The organism is Echinicola sp. 20G, from assembly GCF_015533855.1.
Taxonomy (GTDB): Bacteria; Bacteroidota; Bacteroidia; order Cytophagales; family Cyclobacteriaceae; genus Echinicola.
This window is the reverse complement of record NZ_AP024154.1, coordinates 5237829-5260300: the sequence shown is the minus strand read 5'-3', so window position 1 is coordinate 5260300 and position 22472 is coordinate 5237829. Positions and strand designations below refer to the sequence as shown.

General features: G+C 41.1%; 15 protein-coding genes. 4 read left to right on the top strand and 11 right to left on the bottom strand.

Annotated elements, in window-relative coordinates; genetic code table 11:
• Positions 1-236: 236 nt before the first annotated feature.
• From JL001_RS21135 to JL001_RS21115, 5 genes are all read right to left on the bottom strand, one after another.
• Entirely contained in the window at positions 237-572 is a 336-nt protein-coding gene (locus tag JL001_RS21135; protein ID WP_200979686.1) for a hypothetical protein, read from the bottom strand.
• A 119-nt stretch (positions 573-691) separates the two neighbouring features.
• The gene (locus JL001_RS21130; protein WP_200979684.1) at positions 692-2362 is read right to left on the bottom strand and encodes an alpha/beta fold hydrolase; all 1671 of its coding nucleotides are present in this window, start codon (positions 2360-2362) and stop codon (positions 692-694) included.
• 206 nt (positions 2363-2568) lie between these two features.
• Entirely contained in the window at positions 2569-3453 is an 885-nt protein-coding gene (locus JL001_RS21125; protein ID WP_200979683.1) for a TraB/GumN family protein, read from the bottom strand.
• Positions 3454-3488: 35 nt separating this feature from the next.
• Positions 3489-3938, bottom strand: coding sequence for an SRPBCC family protein (locus JL001_RS21120; RefSeq protein ID WP_200979682.1), 450 nt, complete (start codon positions 3936-3938; stop codon positions 3489-3491).
• Between the two features lie 256 nt (positions 3939-4194).
• The gene (locus tag JL001_RS21115) at positions 4195-4641 is read right to left on the bottom strand and encodes a DUF4174 domain-containing protein (protein WP_200979681.1); all 447 of its coding nucleotides are present in this window, start codon (positions 4639-4641) and stop codon (positions 4195-4197) included.
• Positions 4642-4822: 181 nt separating this feature from the next.
• On the opposite strand from JL001_RS21115, the gene JL001_RS21110 reads away from it, so the two are divergent.
• The gene (locus tag JL001_RS21110) at positions 4823-9310 is read left to right on the top strand and encodes an ATP-binding cassette domain-containing protein (RefSeq protein WP_200979679.1); all 4488 of its coding nucleotides are present in this window, start codon (positions 4823-4825) and stop codon (positions 9308-9310) included.
• A gap of 384 nt (positions 9311-9694) precedes the next feature.
• Here the strand turns inward: JL001_RS21110 and JL001_RS21105 are convergent, their stop codons facing one another.
• From JL001_RS21105 to proB, 3 genes are all read right to left on the bottom strand, one after another.
• Complete coding sequence (locus JL001_RS21105; RefSeq protein ID WP_236252930.1) at positions 9695-10621, bottom strand: hypothetical protein; 927 nt, start codon at positions 10619-10621, stop codon at positions 9695-9697.
• A gap of 504 nt (positions 10622-11125) precedes the next feature.
• Positions 11126-12373, bottom strand: a complete 1248-nt coding sequence (locus tag JL001_RS21100; protein WP_200979673.1) for a glutamate-5-semialdehyde dehydrogenase — start codon at positions 12371-12373, stop codon at positions 11126-11128.
• Positions 12374-12375: 2 nt separating this feature from the next.
• On the bottom strand, positions 12376-13467 hold the full coding sequence (proB, locus tag JL001_RS21095; protein WP_200979671.1) for a glutamate 5-kinase: 1092 nt from the start codon (positions 13465-13467) through the stop codon (positions 12376-12378).
• Between the two features lie 311 nt (positions 13468-13778).
• Between proB and JL001_RS21090 the strand changes: the two genes are divergently transcribed.
• Positions 13779-15134, top strand: a complete 1356-nt coding sequence (locus JL001_RS21090; protein ID WP_200979669.1) for a sodium:alanine symporter family protein — start codon at positions 13779-13781, stop codon at positions 15132-15134.
• On the top strand, positions 15131-16243 hold the full coding sequence (locus tag JL001_RS21085) for a glycerate kinase (protein WP_200979668.1): 1113 nt from the start codon (positions 15131-15133) through the stop codon (positions 16241-16243). Before JL001_RS21090 ends, JL001_RS21085 begins: the two co-directional genes overlap by 4 nt.
• 34 nt (positions 16244-16277) lie before the next feature.
• Here the strand turns inward: JL001_RS21085 and JL001_RS21080 are convergent, their stop codons facing one another.
• The 3 genes from JL001_RS21080 to JL001_RS21070 form a co-directional block, all read right to left on the bottom strand.
• On the bottom strand, positions 16278-17297 hold the full coding sequence (locus JL001_RS21080) for a pirin family protein (RefSeq protein WP_200979667.1): 1020 nt from the start codon (positions 17295-17297) through the stop codon (positions 16278-16280).
• 117 nt (positions 17298-17414) lie between these two features.
• Positions 17415-18818 (bottom strand): amidohydrolase family protein, encoded by a 1404-nt coding sequence (locus JL001_RS21075; RefSeq protein ID WP_200979666.1) that lies wholly within the window; start codon positions 18816-18818, stop codon positions 17415-17417.
• 99 nt (positions 18819-18917) lie between these two features.
• Entirely contained in the window at positions 18918-19907 is a 990-nt protein-coding gene (locus JL001_RS21070) for an NAD(P)H-quinone oxidoreductase (RefSeq protein ID WP_200979663.1), read from the bottom strand.
• Between the two features lie 315 nt (positions 19908-20222).
• Between JL001_RS21070 and JL001_RS21065 the strand changes: the two genes are divergently transcribed.
• Complete coding sequence (locus tag JL001_RS21065) at positions 20223-22445, top strand: sodium-translocating pyrophosphatase (RefSeq protein WP_200979661.1); 2223 nt, start codon at positions 20223-20225, stop codon at positions 22443-22445.
• The last annotated feature ends 27 nt before the right edge of the window (positions 22446-22472 follow it).

The window sequence follows — 22472 nt, the reverse complement described above, 5'->3', positions numbered from 1 at the left end:
AAACTCAAAATCTCCTAGTTGAATTTTTAAAGCTTTTAGGTTCTTTGTCAAATGAACAAAAACAATAAAATTTCTTATTTCATCTTCCCGGGAATTGAGATTTTGTATTACAAAGTTAATTCAACAAGCAGCTTGATTATTAGGAATATTGCGACAAAGATTATAATAATTGCGACATATAAAACCGAATGGAAATTTGGATATTTATAAAAATTGTGACAGAAATTTCGGTAATATTATGCCACTATCCACCTTACAAGGGAAAAAAGTGCCATTGAAAAAAGGGTAAGCTGTAGCCCACCCAAAAACCGATGCTTATTTTTTAAGGTGAAGTCATTATCAAGCTCCATGGACAGTAAAAAATTGAAGATTACTGAGGAGAGGACGGTAAGGGTAAAGAGTATGATTGCAGTCATCAACCAGAATGAGATCGCGTCCGCACCACTGGATTTAATATCTCTAAAGACGACTACACACCCTGTTCCTGCAGAAAAATTGATTCCTATCATCCATCTACTCCAACTGATGAGTTCTTTGGGAATTTCGATATTTGATTTTTGAATAGTGTTCATAGCATTTTAAGTTTAGAATTGGTTTTTACAAGGTTACCTGAAATGGGTTAAAAATACTGTCACTTTTACGCCAGAAATCAGTACAAAACCGACAAGAAAAAATGAAAACTAGCTTTGAACTATAGCAGGAATGAGGAGGGACTAATCCCAAACTCCTTCTTAAAGCATTTAGCAAAATAAGAGGGATTGGAAAAACCAGTTTGAAAAGCCGTTTCAGAAACACCATACTTTCGTGTGCTGAGTAATTCTTTGGCACGATGTAGCCTAACAGAGGAAATAAGTTGATTAGGTGATTTATTGCTGATTGCTTTAAGCTTTCTTTGAAGTTGCCTTTCACTCACGGCCAGTTCTCTTGATAATGTAACCAAATTAAATTGTTCATTATTTAGATTGGAATCTATACATTGGATCACATCTTCCAAAAAAGACTCATTGAAAGATAAAGCGGCAAGAGGATTTTCAGATGATGTAGTATCGTAGGAAGCAGGGTCGGAAACTTTGAAAAGATCAAGAGCTAATTTTCTTTTCTTTGACTTCAGCACATAAGGACTGGCGCTAATGCTTAGACCAGCCCCAGGGAGTAAATTTTTAACTGTATTGGTTATCAAAATGTGTTTGGACAGGGATTGCTTGAACATTTCATCAATTTGCTCCATCACTTCAGCATTTTCCCAGGAGGGATGCAATATTGAGGGTACTAACATCATGTCAACGCAGATGGCCAGATTTTTTCCCTCTAGCTTAGCTTTATCCAAGACGCTAAGCCCATAATGAACTGCTTTGCTGGGGCCTTCAAATGTGAATACCGCATGCTCATTATCGCTGTATATGATAAGACCTTTGAATTTTTCAACGAATTGGTGAATCGCACGAATATCTAATTTTTCATCTTCGTTTTTAGAATCAGTTGTTTTTATAGTAAGTACAGTAGCGAGTCTTTTTTGGATTGCAGATTCGTGTTTTGATTCTTGAATGAAACTTTGCATTGTTTGAAGTACTTCAAAACTATCTCCTGTCCAAAAAAGATGATCACTGCCTTGCATTTCTATAAACTTGGCATTTTTTATTTTACTAGAAATGAAACGACCTTCTTCAATTTTGACATCGATATCATGTACTCTTTGCATCATCAGCACCGGAACTTGAATAGTTTCAAGTATGTCCAAAATGTCCACTGAGGTATTCATTTTGGTCAGGATCAAGGCTGCACTAGGACTGGCTCCAGAACGAAAATATTGAGCAAGCCAATCCATAAACTCAGTATCTTTAGATCTTGAGGGGGCTAAATCCTCCAAATTCATATCTCCACTTCCCCAACTGTATTCAATCATATCATAGACTTTTTGCCTTTCTTGATCGCTGGGAGCCCAAGGATAATCAGGAGAATACCTTCTTTTTGCAAAAATCCCAAAAGTGATCAGCGCAATGGTTCGCTGTGGGTAGGTAGCAGCAAAAAGTGCAGAGACAGAACCTCCCTCAGAATGACCAAAGAGAAAAGCTTTTTCTGATCCAACAGCATCCATTACCACTCGGATGTCATCCATTCGGTCCTCCAAGGTGGAGAGTTCTGTGACCCGGTCTGAAAGCCCCGTTCCTCTCTTATCGAAAAGAATTACCCTACAGGTTTTTCCCAGTTCTTCTAAAAATTTAGCCAATGAAGGACAGGCCCACATTAGATCGATATTGGATACCCATCCAGGTATATATACCAAATCTGCAGTTCCAGATCCAAAACTTTGATAGGCAATATTAATGCTGCCGCTTTTGGTGTACATTGTGGTAGGCTTCATGGAATCTAAGGTTAAAAATACCAGCTGACTTTTTGAAGAATAGATTCCTAAATTACTAAAAACATGCCTTAAAGAATTGTTATTAGTGATTTATTTAAGGCAAGCTATTATAGAAGAATGGGTAGTAAGTTTTAAGTGATTTATTTTGAGCTATTCCTTCGACCAGTACTTTATTTGGTAGAATTGACTCACATCAAATTACAGTTTCACCTTAGCGGAATTGGAGAAACAGTGTAGCCTAAATTTTGCAATTGTTTGATCAAGCCACATTCATACATCAAATGGCTCAAGCCCACAGCAATAAAGCAGTTGTTGGTTTCCAATGATTTTTGGATCGTCTTCATCCATTTATAATTTCTGTCGCTTAGCATCAGTGTATTTCGACAAGGCTGAGCCAATTGATAGTCAATATCCATTTGGTCATACCAATCAGTCTCCCCACAATTTTGGGAATTGTTTGACCGGATCTGTTCTATAATCATCGAAAGCCTTCTTTTGTGCACTTTTCTGGGCATTCCTTCCACATCTTTATTGATCATTTCAATTTGCTCTTCTGAAGTTTCTAGCCCTAACAGCTCCATGTCGAGCTCTTCGGCTTTGGAACCGATGTAATCATCCAGGGAGAGGTAAGTGGATGCTGGATCTTTGCCCAAGCAGACTTGCTCTTTGAAATACCGAGTCAGGAAAACATATAATTCAGTAGGGCTCATTTTTTGAAAATCAGTTGGACTGGAAGCGAACAAATTTTCTATAAATGCCAAGTCTTCTTGGTCCAGCAATTTGGTCCATTTGGTTTTTTCAATTCGGCCATTGATAATATCCTGAGCCGTGTGGCCTGGGATGTTCAAGTTTTCCTTTATCAAAACATCGCATGCAGCCAAGACCTGATTGGCGTTGTCCAAAGAGTCAAAAAATGGCTTTCCAAAGGCGTGATGCGTGCCAAATAGGTAGGAGGTTTTACCTGAATTAGACTTGGTCACTTTAAATAAAACTGTGCGTAAGGGTAAAGTTTCATTACAGCACTTTCCTGAAACGGTAGCTGTAGTGCATATCAAAAGTAGAAAAACTAAAACTTGTCTTAATGTTTTCATCACTTTAAAGGTTTCACAGAAGTTTTATCATAGACTTAAGCATCGGGGATTTCAGGCTCCACTAACTTCATCAACTTCTCTAGTGACTCTTGCCAACCTAAATAGCACATTGCGGCCGGAATTACTGACGGAATTCCTTCTTGCAATACCTTCAGTTCCGTTCCACAGGATACAGGCTTGAACCAAATGTTCGTTGTCATCTTTCCTGGCAGCTCTGGAGTATCAAACTCATCCGTATGCTTGATCAACTCGTTGATTTGGATTTCTAAGAAAGTACTACCAAATGAATGTTCATGGCCAGTAGAAAAATTCCTAAAGGACATCTTGTAAGTGCCACCTACCTTAAAATCCATATGATGAACGATGCCCAAGAACCCATAAGGAGGTATCCAGTTGGAATAGGCAAGAGGATCATAAAAAGCTTTGAAAACCTTTTCAGGTGTAGCTTTTATCACGCGGTGCAGGGAAACGCTGTTATTTTCCATTCAATAAATACTGAAAAGCTTCAACCTACTATTACCCTTAATTTAATGAATAAAAAGTTAGAATCCGCTGATTTTATTAAGTGCAAACTGCTCTATGGATTTAGGTTTATACTATCAAAACACAGCTCTTTTCATTATGGAAATAGAATTGTTTTGATTAGACCTATTGATATTCCATAAGGCCTGTCCAATTATCAAGGTAAGAAGTAGGGAAATGTGGGGTGTTGAACAAATAAAACTATTTTTTAATCGCAATTCAATCATGCTTTTTTGCCTTCATTTCTTGCCTTCGCATTGGCATGGTATCTATGGTGCCAAATAGTTCTTTAGGAGCTAAATAACCAGTTTGCCTTCTTTTTATTTGCCCATCTAGACCTATCAAGATGATTTCAAACCCGCTATTGGAAAATTTTAAGGCTTCAATCCACTTTTTACTTTCAGTTTTATTCCATGCCTTATTTGAATCGAGTCCGGTTTTGAACTTATCCTTGTTGAATTGGTAAACGACCAACTTACGTTCAGTCAATTCTCCTAAGTTTTTCTGAAGTGTATCGATTTGTTTTTCATAGGTAGAGTCGGTGAGATCATGAGTCATGATAATCAATAACCGTTCTTTCCACTGGTGCTCGGACAATTCTTGGGCATTTAGGTGGTTAATAAGGCCGAATACAAGAAATGCAATAGATAGATTGAAATAATTCATGGGTAAAGTATTGGTTTTAAATATTGTAACAGGATGAGGGAGTTAATGTTTATTTAAAATAATGCCAAAGGAAAACCTTAAAGACGATAACGGATTCAATTTGAATGAGCAGCTCTATTGGGGCGCTGAGATTCTTTTTATCTTTGATATTTCAGAATTCAAATGAAGACATTATCTTTCTATGCGCATTACCAACGCTCATCAAAACAATCTCAAAAACATTTCATTGAACATTCCCGAAAACCAACTGATTGCCGTGACCGGTCTATCGGGTTCGGGGAAGTCTTCTTTGGCCATGGCGGTAATTGCCAACGAAGGGTATCGCTATTTTTTGGAAAGTCTGCCTGTTTTTAGCCAACAAAATGGACAAGTTATTCCAACTGCTGAGGTGGATGAAATTGCTGAATTGCCACCTGTGATCAAGGTGGAGCAGTCCAAGCGCTTTCAATCTATCAATGCCACTTTTGGGACTCTTTCAGAGCTTAGTCCAATCTTCAGGCTGTTGTTTGCCCGATTTGCAGGTGAGGAAACTATGAGCAAATCTATTTTTTCATTTAACCACCCTAAAGGTGCTTGTGAAAACTGTCGAGGTATTGGTGAGGCTGAGTACATCGATATTGAAAAGTTGGTGGGTGATGCAAACAAGACTTTAAGAGAAGGAGCAATCACCACCACATTACCGAACGGTTACATCGTTTATTCTCAAGTAACCGTGGAAGAGTTAAACAAAGTATGTGAGGCACATGGGTTTTCAGTGGATATGCCTTGGAAGCATCTAAGCAAAGATCAGCAGGATGTCATTCTATATGGCAGCGACCGCATTAAAGTCTTTTACGGTAAACACAGCCTAGAATCACGTCTTAGGTGGGAAGGATTTAAGGCCAAACCACGTGAAGAGGGCTATTATAAAGGGATTATTCCGATCATGTCGGATATTCTTAGACTGGATAGAAATGTAAGTATTCTACGTTTTGTAAGCTCAAAAAAATGCCCTTCTTGTTATGGGGCAAGGATAAAAGCAGATCACTTGAAATATACATGGAAGGGCTTGAATTTTCAGCAGTGGATGGACCTTTCCCTGCAGCAACTATATGACCTACTCCAGGAGCAAGTCCTGTCTGCAGGTGAAGCTGTGCTGGTTGATAAGTTGTATACGCAGTTGCTTGACTTGATCAACTTAGGGATGGGACACTATCAATTAAGTACTCCCAGCATGGAGGTTTCTTCTGGAGATGGCCAGCGCATAAAGCTGATTAAACAGGTAAACAGTAACCTCCAAGGCATTTTGTATGTGTTTGATGAGCCATCAATAGGTTTGCCTACCGCCTATCAAAAACACCTTCTCCATATTTTTGACAGATTGATCTATAGGGGCAATACAGTAATGGTAGTGGAACATGATCTGAACTTTATTCAATCAGCTGACTGGATCATAGAATTAGGTCCGTTAGCGGGCATAAAAGGAGGAGAAGTGATCTACAATGGTTCAGTTCAAGCATTTTTACATGAAAAAAAACTGAAAAGCCCTACTTTGACCGCCATTCAAGAAAAAAGAAAAGATGTTGGATATCACGTTTCCTCTATTCAGGAAGCTACTTTTGAGCCTCAGGCTCAAAGCTTATCGGTTATCAGTCGAAAGACGAAAGAGTTACTTAATAGGATAAATTCATTTTGTGAAATACATGATTTGAACTTACTTTCTGTTACAGATCAACCAATTGGAAAGACCCCACGTAGTAATCCATCGACTTATACCGGTCTTGCAGACAGGGTTAGGGATTTGTTAGCGAAGACGCCGATGGCTAAGAATTTAAATTTGTCAAAAGGCGCATTTTCTTTTAATAATAAAATTGGCCGATGTCCAAACTGTGAGGGAGCAGGGGTAATTACCCTTTCTATGAGCTTAATGGGAAATATTAACCAAGTATGTCCGGTCTGTCAAGGAAATCGCTTTAAGCCAGAAGTGCTCAAAGTTCAATGGAATGGGAAAAGCATAGCTGGAATTTATGATTTAAGTGTACAAGAAGCAGCGGTTTTTTTCAGTCGGGAAAAGAAATTGGCTGATATATTGGCATTGATGCTACAGCTAGGATTGGGGTACATCAAGCTTGGTCAGCCTTCGAATACCCTTTCCGGTGGTGAGGCCCAGCGGATCAAGCTGGCCAAACATTTTGCCAAGCCCTCTAAAAAGATCGTTTTAATGTTTGAGGAACCCAGTATTGGACTTCATCAGCAGAACGTCAGACAATTGTTAGACGCCTTGAAACAGCTAAAAAAGCAAACAGCAGGGATTGTGTGTTTCGAGAACCATCCACTTTTCCAAACCCATTGTGACACTTTACTCGACAATGCATTGATTACTCGGGAGGTGGATATCCCACAGCCTCCAATACAACGACATGACATGGTGACGATCAGCGGAGCCCGCACCCATGCGCTCAAAGATATCAGTTTGAAATTCCCAAAGAAGCATTTGTCTGTGGTCACTGGCATTTCCGGATCTGGGAAATCTTCCTTGGTTATCGATACTTTGCACGGGTTTGGTCTACAGGAAATGACCAAGCAGTTTTCCAGCTACCAGCAATCGAGGGTCGGAGTAAATTATCAGCTGGAAGTGGACCATATTGAAGGACTGACTCCAAGTATTTGCGTTACCCGAAAGGAAAAGAACTTTTCTGAAAGATCAGATATTGCCCAACAAACGGGTTTTGATAAAACCTTGCGTTTTGCCTATTCCCGCAAAGCTCAATATTCTGGTTTGGATTGGTCTGCAAGCCACTTCTCGAGCAACCATGAATTGGGAAAGTGTGTGGTTTGTGATGGTATTGGCCAGGAATTGCTTCCCGATTTGGATAAGATTGTTATCGATGGAGATTTAAGCATTGCTGAAGGGTTGTTTGAGCATCATAAAGGCCTGGCTTATTATGGGCAAGCCAATGGGCAATATATGGCAGTGCTGGAGGAAGTAGGAAAAGAATACGGTTTTGATTTGAACACTCCATTTAATAAGTTGACTTCTGGTCAAAAAGAGGTGGTTTTTAAAGGGGGAACAGATAAAACCTGGGAGGCAACATGGAAATTTAAAACGAAGACAAGGGAAGGAACCCAGCTAGTCAAGATGAAATGGGCAGGGCTTTTCAAGTACCTGATGGATGAATATTTCTTGAGTCGAAAGAACAAATATCAACCGCTCAAAACTTTACTTTCTTACACGGAATGCGGTAATTGTAGAGGTAGTGGTTTGAAAGCCGAAAGACTTAAAGTACGGATTGGTGGAGCATCCATCCATACGCTAAAATCCATGGATTTTAAAACACTTGACCAATGGTTAAATACTTCCAATGACATTGAAGAAATTGATCAAAAGCTTATTGCGAACATAAGTGCACGTCTTTCCAGTACACTCAAAAAATCCCAGCAGTTACACATTGATCACCTTCAGCTCAACCGAAAATCGATAAGCTTGAGTGGTGGTGAGCAACAGCGTGTCGCTTTGATCAGGCAGCTAAACAGTCCACTGAAGGGAATTACCTACCTTTTAGATGAGCCTTCTGCAGGCTTATCAGCAGAGAATATTCTAGACTTGGTGAAGCTATTGAAAGAGCTGGTGGAAAAGGGAAACACGGTGATTGTGATCGAACATAATAAGGAAATCATGATGGCAGCAGATAATTTGGTCGAAATAGGTCCAAAAGCAGGGAAGAAAGGAGGATACGTTACTTTTCAAGGTAGCCCAAAGGAGTTTTTGGAGACACCTAACTGTCATCCCTTTTTGAAGCAGTCTTCTAGCAACCATGAATTAAAGTCAACAGGAAATTGCATTACATTGCGGAAATTGGCCAAACACACTTTGCTAAAGGATTTCTTGGAAGTGCCAATAGGAGGGATTACAGCCATTATGGGAAAATCAGGGATTGGGAAGACTACTTTAGTAAAGGATATACTGATTCCAAGTATCGAGCAGGGTCAGGCTGTAAATTGTGCCAGTATAAAATGGCCCAGAACTTACAGTCGAGCACAGTATTTTGAGGTTAAGAAGTTGCAGGCGCATAACAGTACGTTGTTAGTAGCATATTTAGATTTATTAAAAGACATCAGCAAGGTATTTGCAAAGGAATCAGGTTTGAAAGCAAAAGACTTTTCCTATAAAAACAAAGCCAGCCAATGTCCTAACTGCAAAGGAACCGGAGTGGTAACCAATAGTCTGGATGTGGCAGCCAATCATATCGAAACATGCGAAGTCTGTCAAGGACGACGTTATCAAGCCAGATTGTTGGAGCATCGGGTAGGAGGGCTTGACATATCAGAAGTCCTGTCCCTATCCATCATAGAACTGAAAAGTTGGCTGACCGACCAAGGAGCGGCCACTTGGAAACTGTCATTTATTCAACAGCTGGATACTATTGGCTTAGGACATCTGATCTTGGACCAAAAAGTCAAATCTCTCTCCTCAGGAGAAAAACAGCGTTTGTTATTGCTCAATTGGCTTAATAAAAAAAACAAAAACCAACTTTTGGTTCTGGATGAGCCGAGCACTGGTCTGCATTATGCGGATATCGATCTGCTCTTTGATATTCTTCAGACGCTAAGTAGAGACAATGATCTTCTAGTTATCGATCACAATCCCTACTTGTTAGAAAAAATAGGTGTGGGTATGTTGTTAAAGTGATATGGGAGAAGACTTGGATTAATTTTAAAAGGTTCCGTAAAGTAACTGACAGGATAATGAGTTTTTGTTGATTAATATACCTGGAATGTCAGTGTTAGCATTTTATTCAATTGACTGATTATCATAAGTGGTTATTTCGTTCGTTTTAAAGAAATACCACTGATCAAAAAAGTGGTACAGAGGATGAAGAGGAAGGCTTTAAAACAAGTTGAATCACCATATACGTCGGTAAACTGTACCACTAAAAACACGGTAAAGAAAAGTGCTGAAAGAAAAAAAAACTTGTTCGGTTTATTCATAGATCAATAATTTAATGACGTTTAAAAGTGCATTTTAAGAATCTTCGAGCGTCAACGGTTTTATAACCTAATCAATTATTCTGAATTAGACCCTAAGATTGGGCAAAACAAAAGATTTGGTATTGGGGTTGAGCCTGATCCATAAACCAGGATTTGCATTTAGCTGTTGTATGGCTTCTGAGGGGTCGGCACTGATAGGTGTTTGGAGAACTTTGCTGTAGGTTTGAACTTTGGCTGGAGCGGAATCTGCATCAACTACGGATTGAACCACCTTTTTGGCATGAATAATTGCGGCAGGTCCCAGGGTAAGAATGTATGCTGCAGCGCGGCATTCCTTTTCGTCATCTTCACTTACCAAGCTTCCTCCTGCTTTGAACTTGCTGATATGATGCTCCAGGATACTGCTTGAAATAGGGATCAGGCCAGCCACATGTGGAGGTTTGGCTCCTGAAAAGGGCTTGATATAGGCCAGATGGGATGCTTGGTTTTCTTCAGGGCCATGGCCAATAAAAAATATGTCCAACCCTCCTAAAGATTCCAGTTTATTTAAGTACTGCATAAGTTCGGATTCCAAATCATCTGTATCCGTTTGCATGGGGGTAAAGCTCTTTATTTTTTTAAAAAATGCATCACCCAAAATACGTTCAAAATCCCTGACAAAGCTAAAACCATTGCCCATGCTCATTGGAGCCAAAGCATCTTGTGTAAAGACGTTCAATCTGGAGAGTAGCTCATCCTTTTCTCCAGACAAAGCCAGTTTCCCCAATTGCCTATGCAGTTCCTGAGCGCCTCTTCCACCCAACAAGGCAATATTGATATCCCCTTCCTTTGCCTCAGCGGTAGCATATAATTCATTTAACATGGCATTTCCCACCTCTGCTTCACTGGCAAGGACTGTAGGAGTAAGGCCGTGATCAGTAAATTTAAAGGCTTGGTCCATTCCTTTGGATAACCATATATTATTGTTTTCTTTTTCTCTCAAGAACTGTTTTTGGTCATTGTTCATGGTCATTGCTATAATTTTTTTAATTACTTGTATAAGGTTCTAAAATACTGTGTTCAGTAGGAAAAGTATCAACAAATTTAAACTTTTAAGATTAGCCTAATATTAAAAAAAGGGGTACGACTGGGATAGCTCCGCTATAGCAGTCTTGGGGATACCTTGGGGTCTAGTAGTATATACGTTCCCTTTTGGCTATTTTCTTAGAATTCATGGTATTTTACCCGTATTGAAATTGTTTGAAAATCAATAGGGTAGAATATGATGATTTTTCAGTCAAGACTTTTTCAACAAACAATAAAATATGTTTTGAAACCTTTTGGGAAATCTAAAATGAAGGGGTTTATATTCAAATTAGCCAAACATAAAGGAACCTCTTTTCATTTTTAAATCCAAATAGGATTCCCAGACTAATGTGAGTATTAAAATCAGTTGGCTAGAATAAGTTCTTTTTTAAAAGTGCTGGTGGTTCGTTAGGTCAACACTTCCAAAAGAAAACAATATGATCTCCTAGTATCAATCCCTTATTTGCCCATTTCCTCTGACAATCCACTTATAGGAAGTGAGTTCTTCAAGGGCCATAGGGCCACGGGCATGGAGCTTTTGGGTGGAGATGCCTATTTCTGCTCCGAGCCCAAATTGTGCACCATCGGTAAAGGCTGTGGAGGTATTGGCATAGACAGCTGCAGCATCTACGGATTTTAGGAACAGGTCAATCGCTTGCTCATCCTCTGCCACTATCGCCTCACTGTGTTTGGAACTGTGTTTGGCGATGTGCTCCAATGCGCTTTCCATATCGGGAACGGTCTTGATGGACATGGTCATAGCCAAAAATTCGGTACCGAAATGAGCTTCCTCAGCAGGCATAAGTAAGTCAGCAGGGTAGTGGCCTTTTAGGGTTTGATAGGCTAATTCATCGGCATATACCTTTACCTTTTTTTCTCCTAGCAACTTGGCAATTTCCGGTAGTTGGCTGATTTTATCTTGGTGGATGACCAGGCAGTCCAAGGCATTGCAGACACTCACCCGACGGGTTTTGGCATTGGTGATGATATTAGCGGCTTTCTGGTTATCGCCAGATTTGTCCAGGTAGGTATGTACAATACCAGCACCAGTTTCGATTACAGGAACCTTGGAGTTGTCACGCACAAAGTTGATCAATCCTTGGCTTCCCCGTGGGATAATGATATCGATATAGTCCACAGCTTGGAGCATTTCAGCTGTAGCCTCACGATCGGGAGGAAGTAAAGCTACCACATTAGGGTCTATCCCATTTTTCTTCAGCACTTGGTGGATCAATTTGACAATGGCCGTGTTGGAGTCATGGGCATCACTGCCTCCCTTGAGTACCAAAGCATTTCCTGATTTTAGACAAAGGCTGAACACATCAAAAGTTACATTGGGTCGGGCTTCATAAATGATCCCGATGACACCCAGTGGTACAGAGGTTTTGGTAAGTGAAAGGCCATTTTCCAAAGTCTTTTCAGACAAGGTCCTTCCCAAAGGAGAAGGGAGTTTGACTACATTGAGAATATCTTCAGCAATGGCTTCAATTCTTTCCTCTGTCAATTTAAGCCTATCAAATTTTGGATCATTGGGATCCATGCGTTCCAGGTCTTTTTGGTTGGCTTCCAAAATCGCAGGAATGCTTTCCCAGGTCAGCTTGGCCAAATCCTCTAAGGTTCTGTTGATTTTTTTTTCTGTCAGCAAAGGCATTGATCTGCTGGCTTTATTGACAGTAGCAAAGGTATTCTGTAAGTTCATTTTCACTGATTGTTTTGATGAAGGTAGAGGTAATCATAATGGATGATGGGTTTTTGATTACTCTGACCGATTTTCTCTGAAGCTACTTTGGCTCCATAGGCGGCCTTTCCTAGACCAATTTTCCTGCCATCCTCACTGATGATACGAAGAATTTCACCTTTTATAAAATCTCCCCTTACTTCTAGTACACCGATAGGGAGTAGGCTGGTGATTTTGTTGGACATCAGGGCATTTTCAGCACCTGAATTAATGACCAATTCCCCTTTAGAGTAATGGTCACTGTGGGCAATCCATTTTTTAGGGTTGTGTTTGGCCCTTGAAGGCTCAAAAAAGGTACAACGTAACCTATTGTGGAAGTAGTCAATGAGCACATCTTCCCTCTTGCCATTGGCAATGACCACCCCAATTCCAAGGTCGGCAGATTTTTTGGCCATATTCATTTTGGTGAGCATGCCACCTCTGCCAAATGATGATTTGCTGCTAGAGATATAATTGCCCATGGATGGGGTTTTGGCGTCCACCCGTTCAATTAGTTCGGCATCTGGATCGCTGGGGTGTCCTTTAAAGATCCCGTCCACATTGCTGAGCAATAATAGATTTTCGGCATCCATCATGGCTGCCACCAGGCCAGCGAGCTCATCGTTGTCTGTAAACATCAGTTCGCTCACTGAGACAGTGTCGTTTTCATTGATCACAGGAAGGATATTGTTTTTCAAAAGCCCTTCCAGGCAATTTTTCATGTTCAGGTAGTGCTTTCTGTCCCTAAAATCACTTTTAGTAACCATGATCTGGGCGATAGGAGTCTGCCGATTGCCAAAAAAAGATTTATAAGCATTGATCAACTCTACCTGCCCCACAGCAGCAAGGATTTGTTTTTGAACTACCGGGTCGATTTTTTCTTCAAAAATGGTTGACTTTCGTCCAAAAGCCACCGCACCAGAAGTAATCAGGATCAACTGAAGTCCTTGCTCACGAAGATAAACCATCTGACGAACAAGGGACTCCATGCGGGATTTGTCCGGTTGACCATCCGCTTGGGTCAGAACGTTGGAGCCAATCTTTATTACTACTGTTTTACCCTTTTGCTGTACCATAAAAATGTTTGATCATCGAAAACCAAAATTAATAAGGAATATTATATTGTACTATGGTTTTTTATTTTGAAAACAGCATGAACATCAAAAATTATACGGCAAAGTAAGAAGGGACTTGTTGGGGCTTATGACTGTAAGTGTTCAAGAAAACTGATGGAATTTGGAATTCCGTGAGAATTAGTGGAATAAAGAGAAGATTCCAATGGCTTTTGATTGATGGTTTGGATTAAAGGGAAAATGGTAGTAATATTCCTTTTTATGAATTCAAATGAGGGTTGATCCCTTTTATAATAGGACGATATACATAGCACATGGGGCAATTAATTATTGATTTTAGCAACTGGATATGGGGCTGGCCACTGCTCTATCTTTTATTGGGTGGTGGGACAATTTTGTTTCTTTATTCTGGATTGATTCCGTTTCGCGGTTTTGCCCATGCCATGAAGGTGGTAGGCGGTAAGTATGATGATCCTAATGCCAAAGGGGACATTACTTCTTTTCAAGCTTTGACCTCAGCCATTGCCGCGACGGTGGGACTGGGAAATATCAGTGGGGTTGCGCTGGCGATCAGTACAGGTGGCCCTGGAGCCATTTTCTGGATGTGGATCTCTGCTTTTGTGGGAATGGCCACCAAGTATTTTACCTGTACTTTGGCCATCATGTATCGGGGTAAGGACAGCTCTGGGCATATTCAAGGCGGCCCTATGTATGTGATTGAGGAAGGGATGGGCAAGAAATGGCGGTTTTTGTCCGTCATCTTTTGTGTAGCTGGGATCATGGGCTTGTTGGCGATTTTTCAGGCCAATCAGTTGACCGATGTTACCCGTGTGGTGTTGTTGAAACCTTTTGGACTGGATCATGGAGCAAGTACCCGATGGATTTTGGGTATATCGATGATGTTATTGGTGGCAATAGTAATCTTGGGAGGAATTAAGCGAATTGCTTCTGTAGCTTCCAAATTGGTGCCTTTTATGGTGACACTTTATTTCTTAAGTGTTTTGGTTATTTTGATAAAATTCAATGACCAGATAATTTCCTCTCTTTTGTTTATAGTGGAGGATGCCTTTTCTGGCAAGGCAGTTTTAGGTGGATCTGTAGGGGCAGTGATTATCACAGGAGCAAGACGGGCAGCATTTAGTAATGAGGCAGGTATCGGTACGGCACCAATGGTACATGGTGCTTCCAAAAATGAAGAGCCGGTACGTGAAGGACTGATCGCCATGTTGGGGCCATTTATAGATACCATTGTGGTATGTACATTGACTGCCTTGACCATTATGGTAACAGGGGTTTGGGAGTCTGGAGAAAAGGATGGGGTGTTGATGACCCTATCGGCTTTCGAAAGTGGAATTCCCGGCTTGGGAAAATACTTTCTGATGGCAGCGGTGCTGGTTTTTGCACTCTCTACCATGTTTACCTATAGCTACTATGGACATAAATGCTTCAATTATCTTTTTGGAGCAGATAAAGCAGACTACTACAATTATTTCTATTTGCTGACCATTGTAGGGGGAGCCGTGGTTTCACTTCAGGTAGTGATGAGTTTTGTGGATGGTATGTATGCCGTGATGGCTTTCCCGACCATGATCTCAGCCATTTACCTCTCTCCAAAAGTTGTTGCAGCCACCAAGGATTATTTTAAGCGCATGAAGCGATTGGATCAATGAAATTCCTGATTGCTCCCAATGCCTTCAAAGGAACTATTCCAGCTGAACAGGCAGCTCAATTGATCAAAGCTCAATTACTAAAAGATTTCCCTGAAAACGATCTTATAACAAGTCCTATTGCCGATGGTGGTGATGGGACTTGTGCATTATTGGCCTCAGCAAAGGGGATGAAAGTGGTAGAAGTAAGTGCCTTGAACGCTATTGGAAAACCAAAGCCAGGAAAGTTGTATTTGGATAATGGAAATGCAACAGCTAGGATTGACATTTCGGAAGTCAGTGGTCTTCAAGGATTGGAACTTACCGAAATCGATGCCAAGCTTAGCAGCTCTTATGGAACTGGAGAATTGATTCTGGAAGCGATAAGTCAAGGAGCAAAGCATATTGTACTAGGTCTGGGTGGTAGTGCCACCGTTGATATGGGAACAGGCATTCTAAGGGCCTTGGGCTTTATATTTTTGGATCAAAATGGAAGAGAAATCCCATTGTTCAGCACCGGTTTTTTAGGAAAAATAGCCCATATCCAAAGTCCTTTAAAAAAATACCAAATTCAGTTTACCTGCTTATGTGATGTCAACAATACCTTTTTGGGTGAGAAGGGGGCCATTCCTGTTTTTGGACCTCAAAAGGGTTTGGCAACTGAAGAGCTATTCCCCTTTGAGGTAGGTGCAAAAAGGGTTTTCCAACTGTTAAATAAAAAATCAGGAGGAGGGCTAAAAGACCGAGAAGGTTTTGGTGCAGCTGGTGGAATTGCCTTGGGCTTGAGCGCTTTTTTTCCTGTGGAAATCAAGGAGGGAGCGAAATTCTTTTTTGATCAGGTAAAAATGGAACAAAAAGTCAGAGAGGCGGATATTATTATCACGGGAGAGGGGAAGTTTGACCAACAGTCGGCTGGAGGTAAGGGGAGTTTTGAATTGCTGCAACTGGCAAAAGAAATGGGGAAAAAGTGCTTCTTAATTACTTCTGGAGATGCTGAGGAAGCAAAGGATGCTGGTTTTGAAAAGGTGATTGTATTGCCCGATTTAGATTTTAAAAAGAGTGACTTCAAAAGGATGGCTATTGACAATTTCAAGAAAGCCTTGGATGGCCATAAGTGGAAATCTTGGACATAAAAAGTCCCTGAAATTCATCAGAGACTTTAAATTTTTAACCTTTTACTTCTTCTCTGCCATCGGCGTGGACGGCAAAACGACCCCTTTCCTTAGGATGGGTAGGCTCATAGTTGGGCCATGGCCAACCTCCAAATTGGGTCTTTTGAAAATCAGACATTGCCTGGTGAATTTCTTGGGTACTGTTCATCACAAAAGGGCCATGCTGCACCACTGGTTCGTTGATCGGCTTACCCTGTAAGAACAACAGTTCAGCTGGTTGATCGCCATTTTCGAAAGTAATCTCTTTCTCTGAGAATAAATCCAAAGAATGACCTTCGGGAATTTCAAAGCCCTCTGTACCAAGCTGAGCACCTTTATAGAAGAATAAAGTTCTATTGATGCCCTCATCAGTGGCTTTTAAAGTCCATTTAGCATGAGGCTCCATCTTGATGGTCCAAATAGCTACCTGATTATCAGGATCAGCCGCCCATGAATCTGGATTGGGAGCAGGTGCTTTGGTATCACCAATCTGACCAGCAATAACTTTCAAGACAGTTTTATTACCGTTTTCATCCACCTCCGTATGGTAAGGAATGGTATCTGCCCATAGCATTTTGAAATGTGGAGGCACATTTTTATTGGCTTTTGGCAGGTTCAGCCAGAGTTGAAATAGCAATAATGGATTTTTTTCTTCCTGGTTGAGCAAGGGAAACATTTCACTGTGCATGACACCTTTTCCGGCGGTCATCCATTGTACATCACCTTCTCCAAACCGACCAGCAGCTCCCAATGAGTCGGAATGATCAGCCAAGCCTCTTTCCACCAAAGTTACAGTTTCAAATCCCTTATGTGGATGTGCCGGGAATCCTGGTACTTTAGAGCCATGGTACATTCTCCATCCATCTTTGATCGTGAAGTCCTGTCCAATATTTCTGCCTTCCAAAGAAGCTTTTGGACCAAGGTGTTCATTGCCGGCAGGGTAATCATCCAAATGATAAGCACAGAACAGAAAAGGGTCTTGTGTTTGCCATTGAAATCCCAATTGTCTAATTTTTTTGACTGCTGTATTTTTCATGATATCCTCCTCGGATTTTTAATGTATTTGAATTTAATGTATATACATGTAATTCAAATAAAAAGTTTCATTATTCCTATTAAAAATGTTAATTAGTTGTTAGTCAATATTTAAAGGTTAGATTTTGGGTTCTTCAAATTTGTTTGCCAAAGCTTTTAACTTTTGGTCAATGGTGTCCCTACTGAGCCATTTTCCTCTTACCAAGACACCGGCTGGGTTTTGCATGTTCTTAATATCTTCTAAAGGATTCTGGTCAAGAAGGATAAGGTCGGCACTGGCCCCTTCTTTGATTTCACCAAAATTTCCTTCTTCATGAAAGTACTTGGCAGGATTAAGCGTGCCCAGTTGTAAAGCTTCCAATGGAGATAGCCCAGCATCAACCATGGCCTGAAGTTCATGTTGGATGGAAAATCCAGGTACATTGAATACCTGTGGGGCATCCGACCCCAAAAGCAGCCCGTAACCTTCCTTATGAAGTGCCATGATCAGTTGTTTTCTAATGTCCAAAAAGTCTTCCCACTGATCAGCATTGTAATCTGCACCTTCTGTCAAGTTCCTTTTACTATTTACCCAGTTTTCTATCACCTCAGGGGCCATGTATTGCATTTCAGGCTCCTTAGCGAGTAATTCTGCTGAGCTTGGTGAAAACCAACGGGTAAAGAGACTTTGTGTGGGGACTACCCAGACCTTGTTTTCCTTGGCCATTTGTGCAAGTTCTGTGATCATGTCAGGGTCTGCTTTTTCTGTGAAGTTATAACCGAAGAAGCCATTTTCAGTTGGATTAACATGGGCAGATTCCGGAACCAATCCCTCCAGAAAGCCATCGATATGATCCACACTAGCATATCCACTCTCCAAAGCATGCCGGATCCCGACCAAGGTAGAAACATGACCAGCAAAGGGAATTCCTACTTCCTTGGCTGTTTTTACAATTTGATCAAAAACATGTAATCGGATCCCGGGATGTAACTTTAAAAAGTCATAGCCATCTTTCTGATAAGCACTCACGAGCTCAATCGCCTGCTCCACGGATGTAACTGTATTTCCATTGAGGGACGGGCTGGAAGTGTAAATTCTGGGACTTAAAATCTCATTATTGTTAGCTTTTTCTCTTAATTCCAAGTGGAGAGGATGTCCCAACATTCCCCGGATTGTAGTGACACCATTGGAGAGGTAGAGGAACAAGGTTTCTTCCATCTGGGGATCATTCCACATGACCGAAGGAATGTGTGCATGCATTTCTGCCAGCCCAGGAAGAAGGTATTTGCCTTCGCCATTGATCAGCTCTCCATCTTCCCAATCTTTTTCTGGTAAGTTGGGCAGAATCTCTTTTATCCTTCCCGAATCGATGACCACATCTCTTTTGGAAATACTGCCATTATGGATATCAATGATATTTACTGCGGTGATGACCGTTGCAGTTGAATAGACTTTTTTCTCTTGTTCACTTTTGCCGTTCTGACAGGAAAGGAAAGTGGCTGAAATAAAAAATGCAAGACATGCTTGGAAGGACTTTTTCATCGGGTTGAATTTTGGTTATTCTAATTTACAATTATTGTTCCTATTGAAAATGAGATGAATAACTTAATACTGACTATTGTTTAATTTTGTTGAATTAAATTAAACTTCTTCACTGGTTTGAAGCAATATTTTTCCTATATGTTCGGAACTTTCCATCAAGGTGTGGGCATCCGCTGCTCTGAAAAGAGGGAAGGTCTTATAAACGACAGGCTTGATTTTATCATTAAAGAAAGGCCAAATGTGGATCTGTAAGTTTTTAGCGATTTCCCCTTTATATTTAATCGATTGGGGTCTTAAAGTTGATCCTGTAAGCGTAAGCCTTTTTTGCATGATCCTGAAGAGGTCCACTTCTCCTATTTTTCCTTGCATGGCATTGATCATGACCAACCGGCCGAATGGTTTAAGGATATTGATGTTTTTAGCGGTGTAAGCTCCACCAACCATGTCCAAAATGATATCGACTCCCAACTCTTTGGTATAGGCTTTGACCTCTTCTTCAAAATCTTTTTCTTTATAATTGATGGCCAAGTCAGCTCCTAATTTCATGCAGTATTGACACTTGTCTGCTGAACCGGCAGTAACGATTACCTTTCCTCCCAAGGCGTGAACCATTTGAATAGCGGTCACTCCAATGCCACTGCTTCCCCCATGGATCAATACCGTATCACCTTCTTGGAATCTTCCTATATCAAAGATGTTGTTCCACACAGTAAAAAATGTTTCTGGAAGCGAGGCCGCTTCAATAAGCGAAACCCCATCAGGCACAGGAAGGCACTGAAGCGATGGTGCTGTGACAAACTCGGCATATCCTCCTCCCGAGACCAAAGCACAGACTTCATCTCCCAACTCCCAGTTTTTTACATCAGCACCCAAAGCTTCGATGGTACCGGAGACTTCCAGGCCAGGAATGTCTGCGGGAGCATCGGCAGGAGCAGGGTAGTAGCCCTTTCGTTGAGCTATATCTGGCCTGTTGACACCTGCGGCTTTCACTTTTATCAATACTTCCATGGCTTTAGGTTTGGGAATTTCTTTTTCCCTTAATTGTAGCACTTCAGGATTTCCTGGTTGGGTGATGACGATGGCTTTCATTAGTTTTTTCGATAATTGGTCATTAAAAGTAAATATATTCCAAAGTGTGTAGGTTTTAAAGCATGGACCATACCAAAGAATTTAAAAAAAGTTAGTAACACCTGATTTTCAATAAAGAGACAATTTAATTTCATTTTTTACAATAGAAATTATGACCGGTTTTGGGATAAATAAAATTTGGTATATACTCCTGAAATATTTCTATTTATATGGTTTAATGATCGGTTTTATACCTGATTAAGTAAGTTGTTTCATAGGTTAATAATAATATATTTGTTGAGATATATTTCATTTAAAAAAACCACTAAAACACGTATGGAACAAGTAATTTACATTGTCCCTGCTTTGGGGATTTTGGGGCTTATCGTTATGACCATTAAGTCTTCTTGGGTAAACAAGCAGGCGACCGGAGATCAAAATATGGTGGAGTTGGCAGGGCATATTGCCAGAGGGGCGATGGCATTTTTAAAAGCCGAATGGAAAGTTATGTTTTACTTTGTGGTCATAGCAGGGATCATTTTGGCTTGGTCTGGAACTTTAGTGGAGAATTCTACTCCAGTGATTGCAGTATCCTTTGTTCTAGGCGCTTTTTTATCGGCTTTTGCGGGCTATATCGGCATGAACATCGCCACCAAAGCTAATGTAAGGACCACTGAGGCTGCCAAAACAGGATTGGCAAAAGCATTGAAAGTTTCTTTTACTGGTGGTACAGTTATGGGACTAGGTGTTTCGGGTTTGGCTGTGCTTGGCATGGGTTCATTATTTATTGTGTTCTATAACGTTTATGTAGTTTCTACAGGCGGTGATGTGAATGGCTTGGCCATGGAGCGCGCCTTGGAAGTATTGGCAGGTTTCTCGTTAGGAGCAGAATCCATTGCTTTGTTTGCTAGAGTAGGGGGAGGTATTTACACTAAAGCTGCCGATGTAGGAGCGGATCTGGTAGGAAAGGTAGAGGCAGGAATTCCAGAAGACGATGTGAGAAACCCGGCAACGATTGCAGACAATGTGGGTGACAATGTAGGGGACGTAGCAGGCATGGGGGCAGATTTATTCGGTTCGTATGTGGCCACTATTTTGGCTTCCATGGTTTTGGGTAGGGAAATTGTTTCTGATGACCAGATGGGAGGAATCGCCCCTATACTTTTGCCTTTGGTCATAGCAGGGATGGGATTGGCCTTTTCCATATTGGGTACACTCTTCGTAAAAATCTCCAAAGAGACAGATAATGTACAGACGGCCTTAAACAAAGGAAACTGGATTTCTATTTTACTGACAGTAGCTGCATCCTATTTCTTGATTGATTTTATGTTGCCGGAAGGAGAGTTGGTCATGTTGCGAGAAGGTTCTCCATCCTTTACCAAGATGGGAGTTTTTGGAGCTGTTTTTATCGGGTTGATCGTAGGAGCACTGATGAGTATGATTACCGAATATTATACTGCCATGGGCAAGCGCCCAGTCAATAGCATTATCAAGCAGTCTAGCACAGGGCATGCAACCAATATAATAGGAGGGCTTTCCATGGGGATGGAGTCCACAGTATTGCCGATTTTGGTTTTGGCAGCAGGGATTTTTACTTCTTACCTCAGTGCTGGACTTTATGGAGTGGCGATCGCTGCCGCAGGCATGATGGCAACTACAGCCATGCAATTGGCCATTGACGCTTTTGGCCCCATTGCGGATAATGCTGGCGGAATTGCAGAGATGTCAGGATGTGACAAAAAAGTAAGAGAACGTACCGATATTTTGGACGCAGTAGGAAATACAACAGCCGCTACTGGAAAAGGCTTTGCCATTGCTTCAGCTGCTTTGACGGCTTTGGCACTCTTTGCGGCCTATGTGGGCTTGGCAGGAATCAACTCCATTGATATTTATAAGGCTGATGTACTGTCAGGACTGTTTGTGGGAGCGATGATCCCCTTTATTTTTTCTTCATTGGCCATTGCGGCCGTGGGAAGGGCAGCCATGGATATGGTCAATGAAGTGAGACGACAGTTTAAGGAAATCCCCGGTATTATGGAGTACAAAGCCAAGCCGGAATATGACAGGTGTGTACAGATTTCTACCAAAGCATCTATTCGTGAAATGATTGCCCCTGGAGCCATTGCATTGGTGGTTCCGATTATAGTGGGTTTTAGCTTTGGTCCAGAAGTTTTGGGGGGAGTATTGGCAGGGGTAACCGTATCCGGAGTGTTGATGGGGATTTTCCAAAACAATGCAGGTGGCGCATGGGACAATGCCAAAAAGTCCTTTGAAAAAGGGGTGGAGATCAATGGAAAGATGGAATACAAAGGTTCTGATCCGCACAAAGCCTCTGTGACGGGGGATACAGTTGGGGATCCTTTTAAAGATACCTCAGGTCCTTCCATGAACATTTTGATCAAGTTGACTTCTATAGTCTCTTTAGTGATCGCACCCCACATTTCGGAGGTTCCCCATGGGGACGTAGAGGCATTGCAACCTATTGAAAAAGAGGTTGAAACGGAGGATGTTCAAGAAGAAATAGCAAGTTTGGATAATAATTTGAAGTTAAAAGAATAGGTATGAAAAGATTAATAGTAAAGATAT